The organism is Burkholderia sp. Ap-955 (assembly GCF_011753045.1).
Classification (GTDB): domain Bacteria; phylum Pseudomonadota; class Gammaproteobacteria; order Burkholderiales; family Burkholderiaceae; genus Burkholderia; species Burkholderia lata_D.
In genome coordinates this window covers 1-20,842 of record NZ_VWWH01000040.1, presented here as the reverse complement: position 1 = coordinate 20,842, position 20,842 = coordinate 1, and the positions used below count along the sequence as shown (strand labels likewise).

Genomic DNA, 20,842 nt, shown 5'->3' with positions numbered 1-20,842 from the left:
CGCGGGCGGGCCCGTTTGCTGCACATGCAAAAACGCCCGGCCGATGAAGTGTTTCCGGCCGGGCGCCTGGCGCGCGTTACTTGACCTTCGCGGCCTTCGCGAGCGCGGCGACCGCGCTCTTCGAATCCTGCTGCGAGTTCATGAACTTCGTCACGACGTCCGTGATCGCGCCGGCGGTCGCGTCGCTTTGCGCCATGCCGTGCGCGAGCGACGGCACGAAGCCGCCCGACTTGATCGCGGTCTGCTCGTCGGCATACGACTTCTTCGCGCAATCGTCGAACTTGTCCATCTTCACGCCGAGACGCACCGGCACCGAGCCCTTCAGCAGGCTGAACTGCTCCTGGAAGTCCGGCGTCATGATCGTCTTCGCGAGCGCGAGCTGGCCCGGCGTCGCGTTCTTCTCGCCCTTCTGCTGGAAGAACACGAACGAGTCGACGTTGAACGTGTACGAATTCGCGGTGCCCGGCACCGGCGCGCAGACGTAGTCCTTGCCCGCCTTCTTGCCGGCGTTCTCGAACTCGCCCTTCGCCCAGTCGCCCATGAACTGCATGCCGGCCTTGCCGTTGATGACCATCGCGGTCGCGAGGTTCCAGTCGCGGCCGTTACGGCCGGTATCGAAGTAGCCCTGGATCTTGCGCACCGTGTCGAACACGGACAGCATCTGCGGCGAGGTCAGCGTCGCCTGGTCGAGGTCGACCAGCGCCTTCTTGTAGAACGCCGGGCCCTGCGACAGCACGACGTCTTCCCACAGCGTCAGGTCCTGCCACGGCTGGCCGCCCATCGCGACCGGCTGGATGCCCGCGGCCTTCAGCTTGTCGGCCACCGCGAAGAATTCAGGCCAGGTGGTCGGCACCTTCGCGCCGACCTTGTCGAGCGCGGCCTTGTTGATGTACAGCCAGTTCACGCGGTGCACCGAGAACGGCGCCGCGACGGTGTGGCCCTTGTACTTGATGATCTTGTCGATTTCCGGCGGCAGGTTCTGCTTCCAGTCGCCGGCAGCGGAATCGATGTTGACGAGCACGCCCTGGTCGGCCCAGTCCTGGATCAGCGGGCCCTTGATCTGCGCGGCCGACGGTGAGTCGCCGCTGATCACCTTGGTCTTCAGCGCGGTCATGGCCGCGGCGCCGGCGCCGCCCGCGACCGCGAAGTCCTTCCACACGTAGCCCTGCTTCTGCACGTCGTCCTTCAGCACGCCGACGGCCTTCGACTCGCCACCCGAGGTCCACCAGTGCAGCACCGTCACATTCTCGGCTGCCTGCGCCGCCACGGCACCAGCCATCAGACCTGCGGCGCAGAGCGCACCCATGATCGAGCGAACTTTCATTACTTATCTCCTCCAGACTGAATCAACTCGTGAGGTTCCCTGACGGGGAACCGGCTTCTTGATAACGACGGGGAAATCGAGCCGCGGGACGCATGCAGCGTACGGGGCCGATGACCGGCCGGGCTCTTACAGAAAGCGTGAATCGAGATTCAACGGCGTGTCTCCTCTTTGTGTTTCTGGCCCGCCGCAATGATGCGGCGCGAGCCCGGGGCCGACGTCGCGCTGACGATGCGCGCCGTCAATGTCCGATAACATTCGGCACAAGGCGTTCCCGAAGGCGAAGCTCGCGCAGTTCATCGACCGCACTTCTTTTTTTCTTCACCCAGGTGCTACCCCTTGCGGCGGATTGTAGTTAAACTACAATTCAGTGTCAAAAATATTTTTATCGCACTACGGATCGCTTCCAGGCACCCCCCAACACGGCGGAGACACATGCATACCGATTCCAGCTTTACCTTCGTACTTTTCGGCGGCACCGGCGATTTGTCGATGCGCAAGATCCTGCCCGCGCTGTTCGAAGCGCACCGCGCGAACATGCTGGCGGAGAGCGGCCGGATCGTTGCCGTGGCGCGTCATGAATCGGATCGGGCGTCCTATCTCGAATGGGTCGACACGCACGTGAAACCGCACGCGGCCAAGGCCGCCGGCAAGGCGTTCGACGAAGCTGCGTGGAAGTCCTTCCTCGATCGCATCGAGTACGTGCACCTCGATCTCGGCCGCGCGGAAGACTACGGCGTGCTGCGCGACGCGGTGGCATCGCTGCCCGGTATCCGCGTGTTCTATCTGGCGACGGGCCCGTCGCTGTTCGTGCCGATCTGCAAGGCACTCGCGTCGGTCGGCCTGAGCGAAGGCTCGCGCATCGTGCTCGAAAAGCCGCTCGGCTACGACCTGAAGTCGTCGAATGCGATCAACGACGCGGTCGGCGAGATCTTCGCGGAAGGCCAGATCTACCGGATCGACCACTACCTCGGCAAGGAACCCGTGCAGAACCTGCTCGCGCTGCGCTTCGGCAATGCGCTGTTCGAGCCGCTGTGGCGCCGAGAATGGGTCGAGAGCATCCAGATCACGATCGCCGAGGAGCTCGGCGTCGAGGCACGCGGCGATTTCTATGACAATACGGGCGCGCTGCGCGACATGGTGCAGAACCACCTGCTGCAGTTGCTGTCGATCGTCGCGATGGAGCCGCCGCATTCGATGGATTCGGATTCGGTGCGCGACGAGAAGCTGCGCGTGCTGCGCGCGCTGAAGCCGGTCGATCCGCGCGACATCGGCAAGGTGGCCGTGCGCGGCCAGTATCATGCGGGCGTGATCAAGGGCGTGCAGGTGCCGGCCTACGCGACCGAGCCGGGCGTGAAGCCCGACAGCCAGACCGAAACCTTCGTCGCGCTGAAGGTCGAGATCGAGAACTGGCGCTGGGCCGGCGTGCCGTTCTTCCTGCGCACCGGCAAGCGGCTTGCCGATCGCGTCGCGGAGATCGTCGTCAATTTCCGCCCGGTGCCGCATTCGGCGCTCGGCCCGACCGCGCTGCGCCCCGGCGCGAACCGCCTCGTGATCCGGTTGCAGCCGAACGAGACGATCCGCCTGTACTGCCTCGCGAAGCAACCGGGCGAAGGGATGAACCTCGCGAGCGTGCACCTCGACCTCGCGTTCGACCAGTTCTTCAAGGAAGGGCAGATGGAGGCGTACCAGCGCCTGCTGCTCGACGTGATCAACGGCCGTCTCGCCCTCTTCGTGCGCCGCGACGAACAGGAAGCCGCATGGCGCTGGGTCGAGCCTATCCTGAACGAATGGGCGCGCACGCTGAAGCCGCCGAAGCCGTATGCGGCGGGCACGTGGGGGCCGGCCGCGGCGAGCGCGATGCTCGCGCAGCACGACACCTGCTGGCTCGAAGAAGAGAACTGATGCAAGCCGTTGCCGCGCACGTCACCGTATGCGGCAACGTGCCCCACGATTCGTACGATTTGAACAGACAAAGCAGTCCGGAGGAGATGTGATCGAGATTCACGCTTTCGACACCCAGGAAGCGCAAAGCGAAGCGCTCGCGCGCGCCGTCGGCGATGCGCTGCGCGCTGCGCTCGCCGGCCCCGCGCGCCCGACGCTCGCGGTGTCCGGCGGCACGAGCCCGCGCCCGTTCCTGCAAACTCTGTCGCACGCGGCGCTCGACTGGGCCGGCGTCGACGTGACGCTGGTCGACGACCGCTGGGTGCCGGAGGACGATGCAGCCAGCAACGCGCACCTCGTGCGCGACACGCTGCTGCAGCATGCAGCCGCCCCTGCCCGCTTCCTGCCGCTCGTCGACACGCGCGCCGCGCTCGACGCGCACGTCGCCGCGCTGAACGCGAATGCCGACTACCGCGTACCGACCGTCGCGGTGCTCGGCATGGGCGAGGACGGCCATACCGCGTCGATCTTCGCCGATGCGCCCGAATGGGATCACGCGATCACGACGCCCGAGCGTTTCGTCGCCGTGCATCCCGGCGCCGCGCCGCATGCGCGCGTGAGCTTCTCGCTCGATGCGCTCAAGCGCGTCGACCGGCTGTTCCTGCTGATCGCGGGCGAACGCAAGCGCGCGGTGCTCGACGCCGCGGCCGCATCGCTGCAGAAGAACGCGATTTCCCAACTGGCCAACGACAAGGGGACCCAGCTCGATGTCTACTGGTGCGCAAAGTAAGGCGGTCGTCGCGGGTCAGCATGCCGACGGCCCGCGCCTGCTCGCGGACGTCGGCGGCACCAACGCGCGCTTCGCGCTGGAAACCGGCCCGGGCGAGATCACGCAGATTCGCGTCTATCCCGGCGCCGACTATCCGACGATCACCGACGCGATCCGCAAGTATCTGAAGGATGTGAAGATCAGCCGCGTGAATCACGCGGCGATCGCAATCGCGAACCCGGTCGACGGCGACCAGGTCACGATGACCAACCACGACTGGAGCTTCTCGATCGAGGCGACGCGCCGCGCGCTCGGCTTCGACACGCTGCTCGTCGTCAACGACTTCACCGCGCTCGCGATGGCGCTGCCCGGGCTGACCGATGCGCAACGCGTGCAGGTCGGCGGCGGCGCGCGCCGCCAGAACAGCGTGATCGGGCTGCTCGGGCCCGGCACGGGGCTCGGCGTGTCGGGGCTGATTCCGGCCGACGACCGCTGGATCGCACTCGGCAGCGAAGGCGGTCACGCATCGTTCGCGCCGCAGGACGAGCGCGAGGATCTGGTGCTGCAGTACGCGCGCAAGAAGTTTCCGCACGTGTCGTTCGAACGCGTGTGCGCGGGCCCCGGCATGGAGATCATCTATCGCGCGCTCGCCGCGCGCGACAAGAAGCGCGTGGCCGCGACCGTCGACACGGTCGAGATCGTCGAGCGCGCCCATGCGGGAGACGCACTCGCGCTCGAGACGGTCGAATGCTTCTGCGGAATTCTCGGCGCGTTCGCGGGCAGCGTCGCGCTGACGCTCGGCGCGCTCGGCGGCGTGTACATCGGCGGCGGTGTCGCGCTGAAGCTCGGTGAACTGTTCACGCGCTCGTCGTTCCGCGCGCGCTTCGAGGCGAAGGGCCGCTTCACGCACTACCTCGAGAACATCCCGACCTACCTGATCACCGCCGAATACCCGGCGTTCCTCGGCGTATCGGCGATCCTCGCGGAGCAGCTGTCGAACCGCTCGGGTGGTGCATCGTCGGCCGTGTTCGAGCGGATCCGCCAGATGCGTGACGCACTGACGCCGGCCGAGCGCCGCGTCGCCGATCTCGCATTGAACCATCCGCGCTCGATCATCAACGATCCGATCGTCGACATCGCGCGCAAGGCCGACGTGAGCCAGCCGACGGTGATCCGCTTCTGCCGCTCGCTCGGCTGCCAGGGGCTGTCCGACTTCAAGCTGAAGCTCGCCACCGGCCTCACCGGTACGATCCCGATGAGCCACAGCCAGGTGCATCTCGGCGACACGGCCACCGACTTCGGCGCGAAGGTGCTCGACAACACGGTGTCCGCGATCCTGCAGTTGCGCGAGCACCTGAATTTCGAGCACGTCGAGAACGCGATCGAGATCCTGAACGGCGCGCGGCGCATCGAGTTCTACGGGCTCGGCAACTCGAACATCGTCGCGCAGGACGCGCATTACAAGTTCTTCCGCTTCGGGATCCCGACGATCGCGTACGGCGACCTGTACATGCAGGCCGCGTCGGCCGCGCTGCTCGGCAAGGGCGACGTGATCGTCGCGGTATCGAAGTCGGGGCGCGCGCCCGAGCTGCTGCGCGTGCTCGACGTCGCAATGCAGGCCGGCGCGAAGGTGATCGCGATCACGTCGAGCAACACGCCGCTCGCGAAGCGCGCGACCGTCGCGCTCGAAACCGACCACATCGAGATGCGCGAGTCGCAACTGTCGATGATCTCGCGGATCCTGCATCTGCTGATGATCGACATCCTCGCGGTCGGCGTCGCGATCCGCCGTGCGTCGACGAACGGCGAACTGCCCGAGGCCGTCGCCCAGGCGAGGGCACGCGCGAGCGACGACGAAACGGCCGACGTGCTCGACTGGCTGAGCCACGGTGCGTCGCCGGCGGCGAAGGACGTCGCGCGGGACTGACGCGGCGCGGCGGCAGCCGCTTCCCGCGTTCGAAACAAAAACGCCACCGGCACAGCGCGCGCGGTGGCGTTTTTCATGCTGCCGTCAGGCCGTGGTTCAGGCGCCCGCCTTGACGGGCCGCCCGTGCCAGCGCAGCACGAGGCAGCGGCCGGCGAAACACAGCACGCCCGACACGCCGATCGTCACGCCCATCGCGAACGGCGTGCCGTCCGCGAGTGCACCGATCGCGACGCTCGCGAGCGCTCCGAGCGCCAGCTGCATCGCGCCGAACACGGCCGCCGACGCGCCCGCGTTGTGCGGATAGCGATGCATGAGGTCAGTCGTGCAGTTCGCGGACAGGATCCCGACCACGCCGACGACGAAGAACAGGCACACGACGATCGACCACAGCCCGCCCCACCCCGTCAGCGCGACGAGCGCGACCGCGAGCGACGCGATGCAGCTCACGAGCGACGCGGCCGCGATGATGCGCAGCGAGCCGAGGCGGCCGACGAGCCGCGTATTCGCGAAGTTGCCGATCATGATGCCGACGACGTTCAGGCCGAACAGCAGCCCGTAGTGCTGCGGCGACACGTGGAAATACTCGATGTACACGAACGGCGTGGCGGTGATGTACGAGAACATCGACGCGAACGCCATCCCGCCGCACAGCATGTGCCCCCAGGCGACGGGATCGGACAGGATGCGCCCGTAAGACGCGAACGAAGCGAGCACGGCCGCGCTCTTGCGCCGCTCCTTCGGCCAGGTTTCGGGCACGCGCAGGTACGCGGTCGCCGCGCATACCGCGCCGAATACGGCCAGCACGACGAACACGCCGCGCCAACCGGAGAAGCGCAGGATCTGCCCGCCGATCAGCGGCGCGAGCAACGGCCCGACCGCGGTGACGATCGCCACCATCGACAGCACCTTCGCCGCGTCGGTCGGCTCGTGCGCGTCGCGCGCGATCGCACGCGACAGCACCGACGCCGCGCCGGCGCCGAGCGCCTGCAGGAAGCGCACGAGGATCAGCATGTCGATCGACGTCGACACGAAGCAGCCGATGCTCGCGAGCGTGAACAGCGCGATGCCGCCGAGCAGCACGGGGCGTCGGCCCCACGTGTCGGACAGCGGGCCGTACAGCAGCATGCCGACCGAGAAGCCGGCCATGAAGCTCGTCAGCGTGCGCTGCGCGGCGCCGGGGCTGACGGAGAAGCCGGCGGCAATCGACGGCAGGCTCGGCAGGTACATGTCGGTAGCGATCGGCCCGCAGGCGGCGAGCGCGCCGAGCAACAGGATCAGCCGGGCATCGGGCCGGCGTCGGATGACGTGAGACATGGGTATCCGGAATGGAGCCCGCGCGCATCGGGGCGCGCGTGGCGGTGAAGACGGGAGGCCGCGCCGCGAACGGTGCGCCCAGGCCCATGATTGTACGCGCAACTTTTTTACGTGCTGGCGGTGTAAGTGTGCAGCGGGCCGAAAAGTACCGCCGTGGCGCCCGCCACACGGGATCGCACGCGGGAATTCGATTAAGCTTGCAGCGCCTCACCTCTCTTGTCTGACCAATTCGACGCCCGACCGAACCGATGACCGCTTTCCTGTTGATCTGGAGCCCCAAGAAATGGCCGTGGCCCGAACTGCCCGACGTCGCCGCGCGCGTGAAGGCCGGCGAGGCCGTGCATGACGTGTGGGGCTGCGGCTTCGCGCGCGGCATCCTGCCGGGCGACCGCGTGTTCCTGCATCGCGTCGCGAAAGAGCCCAAGGGCGTGTTCGGCTCCGGCTACGTGACGCGCGCGCCGTACGAGGTGCCCGATCCGTCGACGAAGCGCGGCTACCGGCTGTGCATCGACTTCGTGTACGACTGGCTGGTCGACGCGCACCAGGACGTCGTGATCGCGCGCGACGCGCTGCGCGTCCATCCGTACTCGGTGCAGACCTGGGATGCGCAGAGCTCCGGCACGGTGATCAAGCCGATGGTCGAAGGCCCGCTCGAGAAGCGCTGGGCCGAGCTGACCGGCAAGCGCAAGCCGCCCCCGTTGCCGAACCGATAACGGGGCGGAATCACCTCCTCTTGCTTCCCGGCCCGCGCGATCCCTCGCGCGCCGATACGCCGCAGACCGCGCCGCGGGCTCGCCGCGCGCGTCTCCGGTACAATCGGACGATCGTTCCGCCCAGGCGCCGCGGCCCGTGCACAGGCCCCCGCGCCCTTCTCTCGCAGGTTTCGCTCATGTCCAACAATCAGATCCTCTTCGAACGCGCCCAGAAGACCATTCCCGGCGGCGTCAACTCGCCGGTGCGCGCATTCCGTTCGGTCGGCGGCACGCCGCGCTTCGTCGCACGCGCGCAGGGCCCGTATTTCTGGGATGCCGACGGCAAGCAGTACATCGACTACATCGGCTCGTGGGGCCCGATGATCGTCGGCCACGTCCATCCGGACGTGCTGTCGGCCGTGCAGAACGTGCTCGCCGACGGCTTCTCGTTCGGCGCGCCGACCGAAGCCGAGATCGAGATCGCCGAGGAAATCTGCAAGCTCGTGCCGTCGATCGAGCAGGTGCGGATGGTGTCGAGCGGCACCGAGGCCACGATGAGCGCGCTGCGTCTCGCGCGCGGTTTCACGGGCCGCAGCCGCATCGTCAAGTTCGAGGGCTGCTACCACGGCCACGCGGACAGCCTGCTCGTGAAGGCCGGCTCGGGCCTGCTGACGTTCGGCAACCCGACGTCGGCCGGCGTGCCCGCCGACATCGCGAAGCACACGACCGTCCTCGAATACAACAACGTCGCCGCGCTCGAAGAAGCGTTCGGCGCGTTCGGCGACGAGATCGCCGCCGTGATCGTCGAACCGGTCGCGGGCAACATGAACCTCGTGCGCGGCACGCCCGAATTCCTGAACGCGCTGCGCGCACTGTGCACGAAGCACGGCGCGGTGCTGATCTTCGACGAAGTGATGTGCGGGTTCCGCGTCGCGCTCGGCGGCGCGCAGGCTTACTACGGAATCACGGCCGACCTCACCTGCCTCGGCAAGGTGATCGGCGGCGGGATGCCGGCTGCCGCGTTCGGCGGCCGCCGCGACATCATGGCCCACCTCGCGCCGCTCGGCGGCGTCTACCAGGCCGGCACGCTGTCGGGCAACCCGATCGCGGTCGCCGCGGGCCTGAAGACGCTGCAGCTGATCCAGGCGCCCGGCTTCTACGACGCGCTGACCGCGCAGACGAAGCGGCTCGCCGACGGCCTCGCGGCCGAAGCGCGTGCGGCCGGCGTGCCGTTCGCGGCCGACTCGATCGGCGCGATGTTCGGCCTCTACTTCGCCGAACGCGTGCCGACCAGCTTCGCCGAAGTGACGAAGAGCGACACCGAGCGCTTCAACCGCTTCTTCCACCTGATGCTCGACGAAGGCGTGTACTTCGCGCCGTCCGCGTACGAGGCCGGGTTCGTGTCGAGCACGCACGACGACGCGGTGATCGACGCGACGCTCGCGGCCGCGCGCCGCGCATTCGCGGCACTCGCTGCCTGACCCGGGTCCGCGCGCATGTTCTCGGATATCGATTTCGCCCACATGCAGCGCGCGCTCGCGCTCGCCGCGCGCGGCATGTATACGACGGCACCGAACCCGCGTGTCGGCTGCGTGATCGTCAAGAACGGCGACGTGATCGGCGAAGGCTTCACGCAGCCGGCCGGCCAGGATCACGCCGAAGTGCAGGCGCTGAAGGACGCGCGTGCGCGCGGCTACGACGTCGCCGGTTCGACCGTCTACGTGACGCTCGAGCCGTGCAGCCACTTTGGCCGCACGCCGCCGTGCGCGAACGCGCTGATTGAAGCGCGCGTCGCGAAGGTCGTCGCCGCGATGGAAGACCCAAACCCGCAGGTGTCGGGGCGCGGCCTCGGCATGCTGCGCGACGCGGGCATCGACGTGCGCTGCGGGCTGCTCGCGCACGAAGCCGGCGAACTGAACATCGGCTTCGTGTCGCGAATGACGCGCGGCCGCCCGTGGGTGCGGATGAAGACCGCCGCGTCGCTCGACGGCCGCACCGCGCTGCCGTCCGGCGAAAGCCAGTGGATCACCGGCGAGGCCGCGCGCCTCGACGGGCATGCATGGCGTGCGCGCGCCTGCGCGATCCTCACCGGCATCGGCACCGTGCGTGAAGACAACCCGCAGCTGACCGTGCGCGGCATCGACACGCCGCGCCAGCCGCAACGCATCCTGGTGGACAGCCGCCTCGACCTGCCGCTCGACGCGCGGCTGCTCGAAGGCGCGCCGCTGCTGATCTTCTGCGGCCGGCTCGACGCCGCCGGCGAAGTGCGCGCGAACGTGCTGAAGTCCCGTGGCGCGGAAATCGTGCCGATCGCGAATGCGCAAGGCAAGGTCGACCTGCCCGCGATGCTGGCGGCGCTCGGCGCGCGCGGCGTCAACGAGCTGCACGTCGAGGCCGGCCACAAGCTGAACGGCTCGCTGCTGCGCGAGCAGTGCGTCGACGAATTGCTCGTCTACCTCGCGCCGAGCCTGCTGGGCGCCGATGCGGCCGGCATGTTCGACCTCGCCGCGCCGGCGAACCTCGACGCACGTACGCGGCTGTCGTTCCACGGGTTCGAGCGGGTCGGCGACGATCTGCGGATCCTCGCGCGCTTCGCGCCGCCCGACACCCCTCACTGAACGGGATCGTCACGATGTTTACCGGCATTGTCGCGGCCGTCGGCCGTATCGAATCGATCCGGCCGCTCGGCGCGTCGGCCGACGCGGGCGTGCGCCTCACCGTGCTGGCCGGCGGGCTCGACCTCACGGATGTGGCGCTGGGCGACAGCATCGCGATCCAGGGCGCGTGCATGACGGTGATCGAAAAGACCGATGCGTCGTTCGACGTCGACGTGTCGCGCGAAAGCCTGAACCGCACGGTCGGCCTCGCGTCACCCGGCGACGTGAACCTCGAGAAGGCATTGCGCGCGCACGACCGCCTCGGCGGGCACATCGTGTCGGGTCATGTGGACGGCCTCGGCACGGTGTCGCGCTTCGCGCCGGTCGGCGAGTCGCACGAACTGCGCATCGTCGCGCCGCGCGAACTCGGCCGCTATCTCGCGTACAAGGGATCGATCACGGTCAACGGCGTGAGCCTGACCGTCAACACGGTCGACGATCACGCGGACGGTTGCGAGTTCTCGATCAACCTGATTCCGCATACGGTCGAGGTCACGACGCTGCGGCATGTGAAGGCCGGTGACAAGGTCAATCTCGAAGTCGACATGATCGCGCGATACGTGGAGCGGATGCTCTCGTCGTCGCAAGGCATACATCAGGACTGATCGTCAGGTCCACCGACGGGCGGTTCGGCCCGTCGTGGTCGGGGCGCCGCCATCGCGCCACCTCGTTCGGTCGGCCGCCGCTCGAACCCGCCGCGCGACGCATTTCGCCCGGCGCGTCGGGAGACGCGGATTGCTCCCACCCCATTTCTCTCCTCGCCGCGCGGCGCCGGCCGAAGCAACGACGCCTGCGCTCGACGCTCGCCGGCCCGCCCCGACAGCTGGCCGAATGGCCAACGACGCGCACGGGTCATGCCGCCGCGCTAAGATGCGTCGACAGCGGTTCCGGCGCCGCAACGCACGGGCGGCCGCGTATTGGTCACCCTCTTCCTCAAGGAGTCGTCCCCATGTCCATTTCGATGTATCAGGCCTCGGTGCCTGTCCTGATCCGTGGCCTGACCAATCTTCAGCACATCCTCGGCAAGGCGCAGGCGCATGCGGCCGAGAAGCAGATCGATCCGTCGGTGTTCATCGGCGCCCGCCTGTACCCGGACATGCTGCCGCTCGTCCGCCAGGTCTACATCGCGACCGACACGGCCAAGGGCTGCGCCGCGCGCCTCGCCGATGCCGAGATCCCGAGCTACCCGGACGTCGAGCAGACCTTCGACGAACTGCACGCCCGCATCCAGAAGACGATCGACTACCTGAAAAGCTTCGACGCCGCGCAGATCGACGGCAGCGAGGCGCGCCAGATCGTGCTGAAGATGCGCGTCGGCCCGATCGAGTTCACCGGCCAGTCGTACCTGCTGAACTTCGTGCTGCCCAATTTCTTCTTCCACGTGACGACCGCGTACGACATCCTGCGCCACAGCGGCGTCGAGCTCGGCAAGCTCGACTACCTGGGCGGGCGCGACCAGCACGCCTGAAGCGCGGCCGGGCAGGCCCGCCACCGTCCGCATGCGCGTGCAGCCAATGCGCGGCGGCCCGCCAGGCCTGCCGCACAGGCCGGCCGCAGTGCTTTCCGGAGCACTCGCCGGCCGCGCGCGGCCCATGCCAGCCGAAACGTCGTCCGGCTGGCGTAAAATACGCACTTTCCTCTTTCACGCCCCCTTATGACGCTCGCCTCCACGCTCGACATCATCGCCGAGCTGAAAGCCGGCCGGATGGTGATCCTGGTCGACGAAGAAGACCGCGAAAACGAGGGCGACCTCGTGATCGCCGCCGAATTCGTCACGCCGGAAGCGATCAACTTCATGGCCAAGTACGGCCGCGGCCTGGTTTGTCTGACGTTGACGCAGGAACGCTGCAAGCAGCTGCACCTGCCGCTGATGACCTACCGCAACGGCACGCAGTACGGCACCGCCTTCACGGTCAGCATCGAAGCGGCCGAAGGCGTGACGACCGGCATCTCGGCCGCCGACCGTGCGCACACGATCGCCACGGCGGTCGCGCACGACGTGCGCCCCGAGCACATCGTGCAGCCGGGCCACGTGTTCCCGATCATGGCGCAGCCGGGCGGCGTGCTCGTGCGCGCGGGCCATACCGAGGCCGGTTGCGACTTCACCGCGCTGGCGGGCCTCACGCCGGCCGCGGTGATCTGCGAGATCATCAAGGACGACGGCACGATGGCGCGCCTGCCCGACCTGATCGAGTTCGCGCAGGAACACAACCTGAAGATCGGCACGATCGCCGACCTGATCCAGTACCGCAGCCGCACCGAATCGATCATCGAGCGGATCGCCGAGCGTACGATGCAGACCGCGCACGGCACGTTCCGCGCGGTGCTGTACCGCGACCAGCCGAGCGGCTCGCCGCACATCGCGCTGGTGCGCGGCACGCCGTCGCCGGACGTCGATACGCCGGTGCGCGTGCACGAGCCGCTGTCGGTGCTCGACCTGCTCGAGACGGGCGTGTCGACGCACTCGTGGACGCTCGACGCGGCGATGCGCGAGATCGCGGAGCGCGACCTCGGCGTGATCGTGCTGCTCAACTGCGGCGACACGAAGGAACACCTGATCGACGTCTTCAAGGCGTTCGACGAGGAAGAAAAGGCCGCTGCGCTCAAGCGCCGGCCGGTTGATTTCAAGACGTTCGGCATCGGTGCGCAGATCCTGCGCGATGTCGGCGTCGGCAAGATGCAGGTGCTGTCGAATCCGCGCAAGCTGGGCAGCATGTCCGGCTACGGCCTGGAAGTCACGGGCTTCATTCCGATGCCCGGCGCCGAAGCCAAGTCCTGCCCGGCGCCCCACGCGTAACCCGCCACGGCGCTTTCGCCCTATAACCGTTCATCCACACCACGGACAAGATCATGGAAATCGGACAATACCAACCGAATCTCGAAGGCGACGGCCTGCGTATCGGCATCGTGCAATCGCGCTTCAACGAGCCCGTGTGCAACGGCCTCGCCGACGCGTGCGTCGAGGAACTGGAACGCCTCGGCGTCACCGGCGAAGACGTGCTGCTCGTGTCGGTGCCCGGCGCGCTGGAAATCCCGCTCGCGCTGCAGAAGCTCGCGGAAAGCGGCCAGTTCGACGCGCTGATCGCACTCGGCGCGGTGATCCGCGGCGAGACCTACCACTTCGAACTCGTGTCGAACGAGAGCGGCGCGGGCATCACCCGCATCGGCCTCGACTTCAACCTGCCGATCGCGAACGCGGTCCTGACGACCGAAAACGACGAGCAGGCCGTCGCGCGTATGACCGAAAAGGGTCGTGACGCCGCACGCGTCGCCGTCGAGATGGCCAACCTGACGATGGCCCTCGACCAGCTCGGCGATGACGACGAGGACGAAGAGGAAGACGAAGACGACGAAGAGGAGCGCGCATGAAGAAGAGCGCCCGCCGACAATCGCGCGAGCTGGCGACGCAGGGGCTGTACCAGTGGCTGCTGTCGAACGCGTCCTCCGGTGAGATCGACGCGCAACTGCGCGGCGCGCTCGGTTACGACAAGGCCGACAAGGAGCTGCTCGACGCGATCCTGCACGGCGTGATCCGCGAGCACGCGACGCTCGTCGAAGCGCTGACGCCGTCGCTCGACCGCCCGATCGACCAGCTGTCGCCGGTCGAACGCGCCGTGCTGCTGATCGCCACGTTCGAGCTCACGCACCACGTCGAAACGCCGTACCGCGTGATCATCAACGAAGCTGTCGAACTCGCGAAGACGTTCGGCGGCTCCGACGGCTACAAGTACGTCAACGGCGTGCTCGACAAGCTCGCCGCGAAGCTGCGCCCCGCCGAAACGCAGGCGCGCCGCAACGGCTGAATCCGTTGGTCCGGAACGGGCGCGCATGCGCCCGTTTTTTCTTTGCTCCGCCTCCCTCGCCCTGCCCGCCCAATGAATACCGCCACCGATTCGCTCGTCAGACTCGCCGCACGCGTCGACGCGATCCAGCCCTTCTACGTGATGGAACTGATGAAGGAGGCACAGCGTCTCGAGTCCTCGGGGCGCGATGTTATCCACATGGGCATCGGCGAGCCGGATTTCACTGCGCCGGAGCCGGTCGTCGAAGCGGCCGCGGCCGCGCTGCGCCGCGGCGTCACCCAATATACGAGCGCGCTCGGCATCGCACCGCTGCGCGAGGCGATCGCCGCGCACTACGCACACGCGTACGGCATCACGATCAGTCCGGAACGGATCGTCGTGACGGCAGGCGCGTCGGCCGCGCTGCTGCTCGCATGCCTCGCGCTCGTCGGGCGTGACGACGAGGTGCTGATGCCCGACCCGTCGTATCCGTGCAACCGGCACTTCGTCGCAGCGGCCGAAGGCCGCGCGGTGCTCGTACCGAGCGGCCCGGATGCGCGCTTCCAGCTCACCGAGGATGACGTCCGTACGCGCTGGGGCGATCGCACGCGCGGCGTGCTGCTCGCGTCGCCGTCGAACCCGACCGGCACGTCGCTCGAACCCGACGAACTGAAGCGGATCGTCGAAGCCGTGCGCGCACGCGGCGGCTTCACGATCGTCGACGAGATCTACCAGGGGCTCAGCTACGACGCAGCCCCCGTGTCGGCGCTGTCGTTCGGCGACGACGTCGTCACCGTGAACAGCTTCTCCAAGTATTTCAGCATGACGGGCTGGCGGCTCGGCTGGCTGGTCGTGCCGCCCGCGCTGGTCGGCACGTTCGAGAAGCTGGCGCAGAACCTGTTCATCTGCCCGTCCGCGCTCGCGCAGCACGCGGCGCTCGCGTGCTTCGAGCCGGCTGCGCTCGACATCTACGAAGCGCGCCGGCTCGAATTCAAGCGCCGCCGCGACTTCATCGCACCGGCGCTCGAACGGCTCGGCTTCACGGTGCCCGTGATGCCGGACGGCGCGTTCTATGTGTATGCGCACTGCGGCGGCGTCGCCCACCCGGCAGCCGGCGACAGCGCCGCGCTCACGACGGCGATGCTGCACGACGCAGGCGTCGTGCTGGTGCCCGGCATGGACTTCGGTGTCCATGCGCCGCGTGACTATATCCGTCTGTCCTATGCGACCGCCTACTCGCGGCTCGAGGAAGCGGTCGACCGGCTCGCGACGCTGTTCGGGCAGCACTGACACGCGGCCGGTGCGGCGGCCATTGCGCACACCGCAAAAGCGAAAAAGGCACCCGGATCGGGTGCCTTTTTCATGTCCTGCCGACTGAAGCCGTGCGTCAGTTACGCACCGAGCTCCGAACGATCGCCGTGCGACTGTTTCGCGGTATCGACGCTCGCGTCGTCCTGCGGCGCGGCTTCCTTCGATGCCGTCGACTTCGCCGACGTCTCGAGCGTCGCATGCACGCGCTTCGCACCGCCTGCCGATGCCGTCACGGCGGCGGCCGTGACGATCGGCTTCGCCGGCGCCTGCGGCGCATTGACCGGTACGCTACGACCACGCGCGACGTCACGCAGGCGACTGCGCTCGGCCATCACCTTCGAACCGTAGCCGTTGTCGTCGGGGTTCGTCGAGCCGTTGTACAGGCGCAGGCCGTTTGCGAGCGAGCCGCCACGTGCGATGCAGTCCTTCAGCACGAGCGCGCCGACCTGGAGGTTCGCGAGCGGCTGCAGTGCGGTATCGGTGCCGCCGAAATACTCGAACTTGTCGGAATGGACCTTCGACATGACCTGCATCAGGCCCTTCGCACCGACGCCGCTTTCGGCGTACGGGTTGAAGCCCGATTCGATCGCCATCACGGACAGCAGCAGCAGCGGATCGAGGCCGACGTCACGGCCGGTCTGGAACGCAGCCTTGACGAGCTGGCCGAGCGGCTCCTGGGCAACGCGGTAACGGCGCGACAGGTAGGTCGCGACGAGCGCCTGTTCGCGATTCGATGCGAGCGCACGGTCGTCACGCGCATCGGCCGCCACACGCTGGGTCGGGATCAGCTTCGCCAGCGCGACGGGCGACGGGCCGTTGCGGGCCGGATCGGACGCATCGCCCTGCGCGGCGGCGGCTTCCGGTGCGACGTCGAGGCCGACCGCAAGCGCGTCCGTTTCGGGGCTGTTGTCTTCCTGCTGCGGCTGCACGCCGGCGGGCGCGAAGTTCGGCAGCGGATGGCCGGTCAGCAGACGGGCCGGGCCCGCTTGCACGGCCGCGGATACGACCGGCATCAGCTTCGCGGCGAGCGTGCCGCGGACGGTTGGCAGCAGCCACAGTGCAAGCGCAACTGCGACAGCGAGACAGCCGACAACGCTGAATAGATGGTGACTGACACGCGTCCCGCGACGCAGCATGCTGCGCACGAATTGCGCATGCTGCTCACTAGGACGCCACGATAACCAAGCGTTCATTCAGATCATCTCCCATGAACATGACTCGTGCGGCTCGCTCAGCTCGATGGCGAGACAGGTAACGCGCCGCGGAATCACGACGCCGCACGCTTTGGTTGGGGCGTGCAAGCATCGGGGAAACGGTATAAGTACCGTTCGAGGCCACGGTGTAAGAGGGCCGGCACCTTCGCATATTGGGCGAGGCGGGCATACGCGGTGGCACCCACGCAAAAAACCAGCGTCTGGTGGCGCTGGCTGAGACTACGACTAAGGCCGTCGGATACGCCGTGCAGGATTCGGCGGACGGTGACGCGCTGCGTCAAAGATCGGTGATTGGCGGCTCGAAGCCTTTTACCCTGCAGCCAATGTGAGCGGATTCTAGCAGGGTTTTATAGATCGTCAACACTATAAAACCTTGAAATTATAACAAAAAGTAATTTGCCGGCACTCTTCAGATCGCAAGCCCCGTGCCGTAGGGGGTTTGCGCGCGGTCGACTTTTTTCTCCGCCGGGCGGGCATGCGGCAGCGCGGGTAAAATCGTCGGTCGATTCGGGGTCGCAGCCGGCCGCTGCGCCCACCCATCGCTGCCCGCCTGGCGGGTGGCCCGGACCATCTTCATGAAATACAAAGACTTACGCGATTTCATCCAGCGCCTCGAGGCGCTCGGCGAACTGCGGCGCGTCACGCAGCCCGTGTCGCCCGTGCTCGAAATGACCGAGCTGTGCGACCGCGTGCTGCGCGCCGGCGGCCCTGCGCTGCTGTTCAACGCGCCGACCGGCTACGACTTCCCGGTGCTCGGCAACCTGTTCGGCACGCCGCGCCGCGTCGCGCTCGGGATGGGCGTCGATGCGGGCGACGACGCCGCGCTCGATTCGCTGCGCGATCTCGGGCGCCTGCTGTCCGCGTTGAAGGAACCCGATCCGCCGAAGAGCCTGAAGGACGCCGGCAAGCTGCTGTCGCTCGCGAAGGCCGTGTGGGACATGGCGCCGAAATCGGTGTCGTCGCCGCCGTGCCAGGAGATCGTCTGGGAAGGCGACGACGTCGACCTGAACCGGCTGCCGATCCAGACCTGCTGGCCCGGCGACGCGGGGCCGCTCGTCACGTGGGGCCTGACGGTCACGCGCGGGCCGAACAAGTCGCGGCAGAACCTCGGGATCTACCGTCAGCAGCTGATCGGCCGCAATAAGCTGATCATGCGCTGGCTTGCGCATCGCGGCGGCGCGCTCGACTTCCGTGAATTCGCGCTGCGGAACCCCGGCAAGCCGTACCCGGTCGCGGTCGTGCTCGGTGCCGATCCGGCCACGACGCTCGGCGCGGTGACGCCGGTGCCCGATTCGCTGTCCGAGTACCAGTTCGCCGGCCTGCTGCGCGGCAGCCGCACCGAGCTGGCGAAGTGCCTGACGCCCGGCGTCGACACGCTGCAGGTGCCCGCGCGCGCGGAGATCGTGCTCGAAGGCTTCATTTATCCGCAGGAAGGCTCGCCCGCCCCCGCTCCGGCCGGCGCACCGCCGCGCCCCGCCGGCATTGCATCGGCCAAGTACGAGCACGCGCTCGAAGGCCCGTACGGCGACCACACCGGCTATTACAACGAGCAGGAGTGGTTCCCGGTGTTCACCGTCGAGCGCATCACGATGCGCCGCGACGCGATCTACCACTCGACCTACACGGGCAAGCCGCCTGACGAGCCGGCCGTGCTCGGCGTCGCGCTCAACGAGGTGTTCGTACCGCTGCTGCAGAAGCAGTTCACCGAGATCACCGACTTCTACCTGCCGCCCGAAGGGTGCAGCTACCGGATGGCCATCGTGCAGATGAAGAAGAGCTACGCGGGCCACGCGAAGCGCGTGATGTTCGGCGTGTGGAGCTTCCTGCGGCAGTTCATGTATACGAAGTTCATCGTGGTCGTCGACGAAGACGTGAACATCCGCGACTGGAAGGAAGTGATCTGGGCGATCACGACGCGCGTCGACCCCGTGCGCGACACCGTGATGGTCGACAGCACGCCGATCGACTATCTCGATTTCGCGTCGCCGGTGGCCGGCCTCGGTTCGAAGATGGGCCTCGACGCGACCAACAAGTGGCCCGGCGAGACCAACCGCGAATGGGGTCGCCCGATCGAGATGGATGCGGCCGTGAAGGCGCGCGTCGACCGGCTCTGGCAGGAGATCGGCCTCTGACGCCATGCGGCCGGCGCCTGCCGGCCCGTGGACTGCCATCGCGACCAGAACACCGAAGATGACCTTTCCGCCCGCCTCCATGCTGTCCGACGGCTTCTTTCTGTCGCTGTCGTTGTGTCTCGACATCGGCCTCGTCAATGTCGCGATGCTGTCGCTGACGCTGTCGCACGGCTTCCGGCCGGGCTTCTGGCTCGGCATCGGCTCGTGCGTCGGCGATCTCGTCTATGCGGCGCTCGCGCTTGCGGGGATGGCCGTGCTGCTGCAGTTCGAGCCGGTGCGCTGGATCGTGTGGATCGGCGGCGGCGCCGTGCTGCTGTTCCTCACGTGGAAGATGGCGCGCGAAGCGCTCACGCCGGCCAAGGCAGCCGGCGACGATGCCGAGGACACGCCGCAGCCGCGCGCCAGCGCACGGCGCAGTTTCCTGCGCGGGATGCTGCTCGCGATGTCGTCGCCGAGCGCGATCCTGTGGTTCGCGGCGGTCGGCGGCGCGCTGATCGCGAAGGCCGGCGCGACCACGCCGGCCACCGCGTCGGTGTTCCTGTCGGGCTTTTTCCTCGGCGGCCTCGCGTGGACGCTCTTCATGTGCACGCTCGCGAGCCAGGGGCGCAAGCGCGCGGGCGCCGGGCTGATGCGCGCGTGTCACATCGCGTCGGCGCTGCTGTTTGCGTATTTCTCGTACAGCGTGATCGTCGGCGGCTACCGCGACCTGATCGTGCACGCGGTGTAATCGCAGCCGGCCTGCCCGGGTCGCTCACCGAGGTCGGGCGGCGGCTCCAAAGAAAAAACGGCGCAGCGCCCCTCGCGGGACGTTGCGCCGTTTTGCCACGCGCGGCTACGCCGCGCGGCACGAATCAGCGACGCCAGTAGCCGTGATGGCCCCAGCCGCCACCATAGTAGCCATGGTGCCAGTACGGTCGGCCATAGTAGCCGCCGACGACCACGGCGGGCGGCGGTGCGTAGTAGGCCGGCGCCGGTGCGTAATAGACGGGCGGAGGCGGCGGCGCGTAATACACGGGCGGCGGCGGTGCATAGACGGGATACGCGGGCGCGACCGGGATACCGATGCCGACCCCGATCGACACGTGAGCCTGTGCAGCGCTTGCGGCACCCAGACCCAGCGCGGCGGCGGCGATGAACGGAATGAGCTTTTTCACTTCGATTCTCCTGCTGGAGCGGTATTTTATGCGCCCCTGTCGGCAACGGCGGGCATGCACGTCGCATGGAAGCAATGTAGCGAAAACCCGCCCCTCGCGTACCGTGCATTTGTTGCAAATTGCAATTGCAGGTGGCCGGAGCCGCCGTGCGGCGTGGCTCGGAGCACCGGCGGAAACCCTTGCGGGTCGCGCGATTCCGTCCGACGGGTCGGGTCGCAACATCATGGCCGGTCAGTCTTACCGGATACGGCGCGCGCAGCGGGCACGCAACCGTAATGAACGATTACAAATTTGAGACAAGATGCCGACATTTCAAGCCGGATAGGGGGTGACATGTTTCGGGGTCGGATTCCTCAATCATGAATCGACCGGGGTGCCGGACGGTGATACACGCATCGATATCGCGCCGCCTACCGACAAGCCAAGTCACGTGCTCGCGCGGAAACCGCCCTTTCGCGGCCCCGCGGTCATTCCTGCGATACTGGCGGTTGCTTCGTTTTCGCTTACACCCGCTGCCATGTCCCTCCCCGACACACCCCGCCTCGGCTTCATCGGCGCCGGCCGTCTCGCGCGCTGCGTCGCGCAGCGCTTCGCGCAGGCAGGCTTTCCGGTCGTCGCGATCGCGAGCCGTACGCCCGCGTCGGCCGCGGCGCTCGCCGCGCGCATCGACGGCTGCCACGCGGTC

The 20,842-nt window shown here is 67.7% G+C and carries 20 protein-coding genes; 15 read left to right on the top strand and 5 right to left on the bottom strand.

Annotated elements, in window-relative coordinates:
- Positions 1-76: 76 nt before the first annotated feature.
- Positions 77-1,324 (bottom strand): ABC transporter substrate-binding protein, encoded by a 1,248-nt coding sequence (locus F3J15_RS20990; protein WP_069247370.1) that lies wholly within the window; start codon positions 1,322-1,324, stop codon positions 77-79.
- Between the two features lie 432 nt (positions 1,325-1,756).
- Between F3J15_RS20990 and zwf the strand changes: the two genes are divergently transcribed.
- The 3 genes from zwf to F3J15_RS20975 all read left to right on the top strand — a co-directional run bounded on the left by zwf (position 1,757) and on the right by F3J15_RS20975 (position 5,901).
- The gene (zwf, locus tag F3J15_RS20985; protein ID WP_089445116.1) at positions 1,757-3,226 is read left to right on the top strand and encodes a glucose-6-phosphate dehydrogenase; all 1,470 of its coding nucleotides are present in this window, start codon (positions 1,757-1,759) and stop codon (positions 3,224-3,226) included.
- Positions 3,227-3,314: 88 nt separating this feature from the next.
- Complete coding sequence (pgl, locus tag F3J15_RS20980; protein WP_039371066.1) at positions 3,315-3,995, top strand: 6-phosphogluconolactonase; 681 nt, start codon at positions 3,315-3,317, stop codon at positions 3,993-3,995.
- Entirely contained in the window at positions 3,973-5,901 is a 1,929-nt protein-coding gene (locus tag F3J15_RS20975; protein WP_089439434.1) for a bifunctional transcriptional regulator/glucokinase, read from the top strand. The genes pgl and F3J15_RS20975 overlap by 23 nt, the downstream gene beginning before the upstream one ends.
- Positions 5,902-5,997: 96 nt before the next feature.
- Here F3J15_RS20975 and F3J15_RS20970 read toward each other — a convergent pair whose 3' ends face one another.
- The gene (locus tag F3J15_RS20970; protein WP_166893789.1) at positions 5,998-7,215 is read right to left on the bottom strand and encodes a Bcr/CflA family multidrug efflux MFS transporter; all 1,218 of its coding nucleotides are present in this window, start codon (positions 7,213-7,215) and stop codon (positions 5,998-6,000) included.
- Positions 7,216-7,463: 248 nt separating this feature from the next.
- Between F3J15_RS20970 and F3J15_RS20965 the strand changes: the two genes are divergently transcribed.
- From F3J15_RS20965 to F3J15_RS20925, 9 genes are all read left to right on the top strand, one after another.
- Positions 7,464-7,928, top strand: coding sequence for a hypothetical protein (locus tag F3J15_RS20965; protein WP_166893787.1), 465 nt, complete (start codon positions 7,464-7,466; stop codon positions 7,926-7,928).
- A 176-nt stretch (positions 7,929-8,104) separates the two neighbouring features.
- Positions 8,105-9,388 (top strand): glutamate-1-semialdehyde 2,1-aminomutase, encoded by a 1,284-nt coding sequence (gene hemL / locus F3J15_RS20960; protein WP_072436124.1) that lies wholly within the window; start codon positions 8,105-8,107, stop codon positions 9,386-9,388.
- Positions 9,389-9,403: 15 nt separating this feature from the next.
- Complete coding sequence (gene ribD / locus F3J15_RS20955; protein ID WP_089445111.1) at positions 9,404-10,525, top strand: bifunctional diaminohydroxyphosphoribosylaminopyrimidine deaminase/5-amino-6-(5-phosphoribosylamino)uracil reductase RibD; 1,122 nt, start codon at positions 9,404-9,406, stop codon at positions 10,523-10,525.
- Positions 10,526-10,539: 14 nt separating this feature from the next.
- Complete coding sequence (locus tag F3J15_RS20950) at positions 10,540-11,169, top strand: riboflavin synthase (RefSeq protein WP_166893785.1); 630 nt, start codon at positions 10,540-10,542, stop codon at positions 11,167-11,169.
- A 344-nt stretch (positions 11,170-11,513) separates the two neighbouring features.
- Positions 11,514-12,032 (top strand): DUF1993 domain-containing protein, encoded by a 519-nt coding sequence (locus tag F3J15_RS20945; RefSeq protein ID WP_166893783.1) that lies wholly within the window; start codon positions 11,514-11,516, stop codon positions 12,030-12,032.
- 186 nt (positions 12,033-12,218) lie between these two features.
- Positions 12,219-13,361 carry a bifunctional 3,4-dihydroxy-2-butanone-4-phosphate synthase/GTP cyclohydrolase II gene (ribBA, locus tag F3J15_RS20940; protein ID WP_089445109.1) on the top strand — a complete coding sequence of 381 codons (1,143 nt, stop codon included), beginning with the start codon at positions 12,219-12,221 and terminating at the stop codon, positions 13,359-13,361.
- A gap of 53 nt (positions 13,362-13,414) precedes the next feature.
- A complete protein-coding gene (gene ribH, locus F3J15_RS20935; RefSeq protein ID WP_011351235.1) occupies positions 13,415-13,933 on the top strand; it encodes a 6,7-dimethyl-8-ribityllumazine synthase in 519 nt (172 codons plus the stop codon).
- Positions 13,930-14,367, top strand: a complete 438-nt coding sequence (gene nusB, locus F3J15_RS20930) for a transcription antitermination factor NusB (RefSeq protein WP_021157083.1) — start codon at positions 13,930-13,932, stop codon at positions 14,365-14,367. Before ribH ends, nusB begins: the two co-directional genes overlap by 4 nt.
- Before the next feature lie 72 nt (positions 14,368-14,439).
- Complete coding sequence (locus tag F3J15_RS20925; protein WP_166893781.1) at positions 14,440-15,636, top strand: pyridoxal phosphate-dependent aminotransferase; 1,197 nt, start codon at positions 14,440-14,442, stop codon at positions 15,634-15,636.
- A 101-nt stretch (positions 15,637-15,737) separates the two neighbouring features.
- On the opposite strand, the gene F3J15_RS20920 is transcribed toward F3J15_RS20925, so the two are convergent.
- Together F3J15_RS20920 and F3J15_RS20915 are read right to left on the bottom strand one after the other, a co-directional pair.
- Complete coding sequence (locus F3J15_RS20920; RefSeq protein ID WP_089445107.1) at positions 15,738-16,850, bottom strand: lytic transglycosylase domain-containing protein; 1,113 nt, start codon at positions 16,848-16,850, stop codon at positions 15,738-15,740.
- 430 nt (positions 16,851-17,280) lie between these two features.
- Positions 17,281-17,475, bottom strand: a complete 195-nt coding sequence (locus tag F3J15_RS20915) for a hypothetical protein (RefSeq protein WP_124616238.1) — start codon at positions 17,473-17,475, stop codon at positions 17,281-17,283.
- Here F3J15_RS20915 and F3J15_RS20910 point away from each other — a divergent pair.
- Positions 17,447-19,003 carry a UbiD family decarboxylase gene (locus F3J15_RS20910; protein ID WP_166893779.1) on the top strand — a complete coding sequence of 519 codons (1,557 nt, stop codon included), beginning with the start codon at positions 17,447-17,449 and terminating at the stop codon, positions 19,001-19,003. The genes F3J15_RS20915 and F3J15_RS20910 overlap by 29 nt on opposite strands.
- Before the next feature lie 58 nt (positions 19,004-19,061).
- Positions 19,062-19,730 (top strand): LysE family transporter, encoded by a 669-nt coding sequence (locus F3J15_RS20905; RefSeq protein ID WP_089445105.1) that lies wholly within the window; start codon positions 19,062-19,064, stop codon positions 19,728-19,730.
- Positions 19,731-19,854: 124 nt separating this feature from the next.
- Here F3J15_RS20905 and F3J15_RS20900 read toward each other — a convergent pair whose 3' ends face one another.
- Positions 19,855-20,157: a hypothetical protein gene (locus F3J15_RS20900; protein WP_039371021.1), complete on the bottom strand. Its 303-nt coding sequence runs from the start codon at positions 20,155-20,157 to the stop codon at positions 19,855-19,857.
- A 517-nt stretch (positions 20,158-20,674) separates the two neighbouring features.
- Between F3J15_RS20900 and F3J15_RS20895 the strand changes: the two genes are divergently transcribed.
- A partial coding sequence (locus F3J15_RS20895; RefSeq protein ID WP_166893777.1) for an NAD(P)-binding domain-containing protein occupies positions 20,675-20,842 on the top strand: 168 nt, incomplete at its 3' end.

Coding starts and splice junctions, on each gene's coding strand:
- ribH (WP_011351235.1), top strand. CDS start 13,415: ATGGAAATCGGACAATACCAACCGAATCTCGAAGGCGACGGCCTGCGT.
- ribD (WP_089445111.1), top strand. CDS start 9,404: ATGTTCTCGGATATCGATTTCGCCCACATGCAGCGCGCGCTCGCGCTC.
- F3J15_RS20990 (WP_069247370.1), bottom strand. CDS start 1,324: ATGAAAGTTCGCTCGATCATGGGTGCGCTCTGCGCCGCAGGTCTGATG.
- ribBA (WP_089445109.1), top strand. CDS start 12,219: ATGACGCTCGCCTCCACGCTCGACATCATCGCCGAGCTGAAAGCCGGC.
- F3J15_RS20970 (WP_166893789.1), bottom strand. CDS start 7,215: ATGTCTCACGTCATCCGACGCCGGCCCGATGCCCGGCTGATCCTGTTG.
- zwf (WP_089445116.1), top strand. CDS start 1,757: ATGCATACCGATTCCAGCTTTACCTTCGTACTTTTCGGCGGCACCGGC.
- F3J15_RS20975 (WP_089439434.1), top strand. CDS start 3,973: ATGTCTACTGGTGCGCAAAGTAAGGCGGTCGTCGCGGGTCAGCATGCC.
- F3J15_RS20950 (WP_166893785.1), top strand. CDS start 10,540: ATGTTTACCGGCATTGTCGCGGCCGTCGGCCGTATCGAATCGATCCGG.
- F3J15_RS20925 (WP_166893781.1), top strand. CDS start 14,440: ATGAATACCGCCACCGATTCGCTCGTCAGACTCGCCGCACGCGTCGAC.
- hemL (WP_072436124.1), top strand. CDS start 8,105: ATGTCCAACAATCAGATCCTCTTCGAACGCGCCCAGAAGACCATTCCC.
- F3J15_RS20945 (WP_166893783.1), top strand. CDS start 11,514: ATGTCCATTTCGATGTATCAGGCCTCGGTGCCTGTCCTGATCCGTGGC.
- F3J15_RS20920 (WP_089445107.1), bottom strand. CDS start 16,850: ATGAACGCTTGGTTATCGTGGCGTCCTAGTGAGCAGCATGCGCAATTC.
- F3J15_RS20905 (WP_089445105.1), top strand. CDS start 19,062: ATGACCTTTCCGCCCGCCTCCATGCTGTCCGACGGCTTCTTTCTGTCG.
- F3J15_RS20915 (WP_124616238.1), bottom strand. CDS start 17,475: ATGAAATCGCGTAAGTCTTTGTATTTCATGAAGATGGTCCGGGCCACC.
- F3J15_RS20910 (WP_166893779.1), top strand. CDS start 17,447: ATGAAATACAAAGACTTACGCGATTTCATCCAGCGCCTCGAGGCGCTC.
- F3J15_RS20965 (WP_166893787.1), top strand. CDS start 7,464: ATGACCGCTTTCCTGTTGATCTGGAGCCCCAAGAAATGGCCGTGGCCC.
- nusB (WP_021157083.1), top strand. CDS start 13,930: ATGAAGAAGAGCGCCCGCCGACAATCGCGCGAGCTGGCGACGCAGGGG.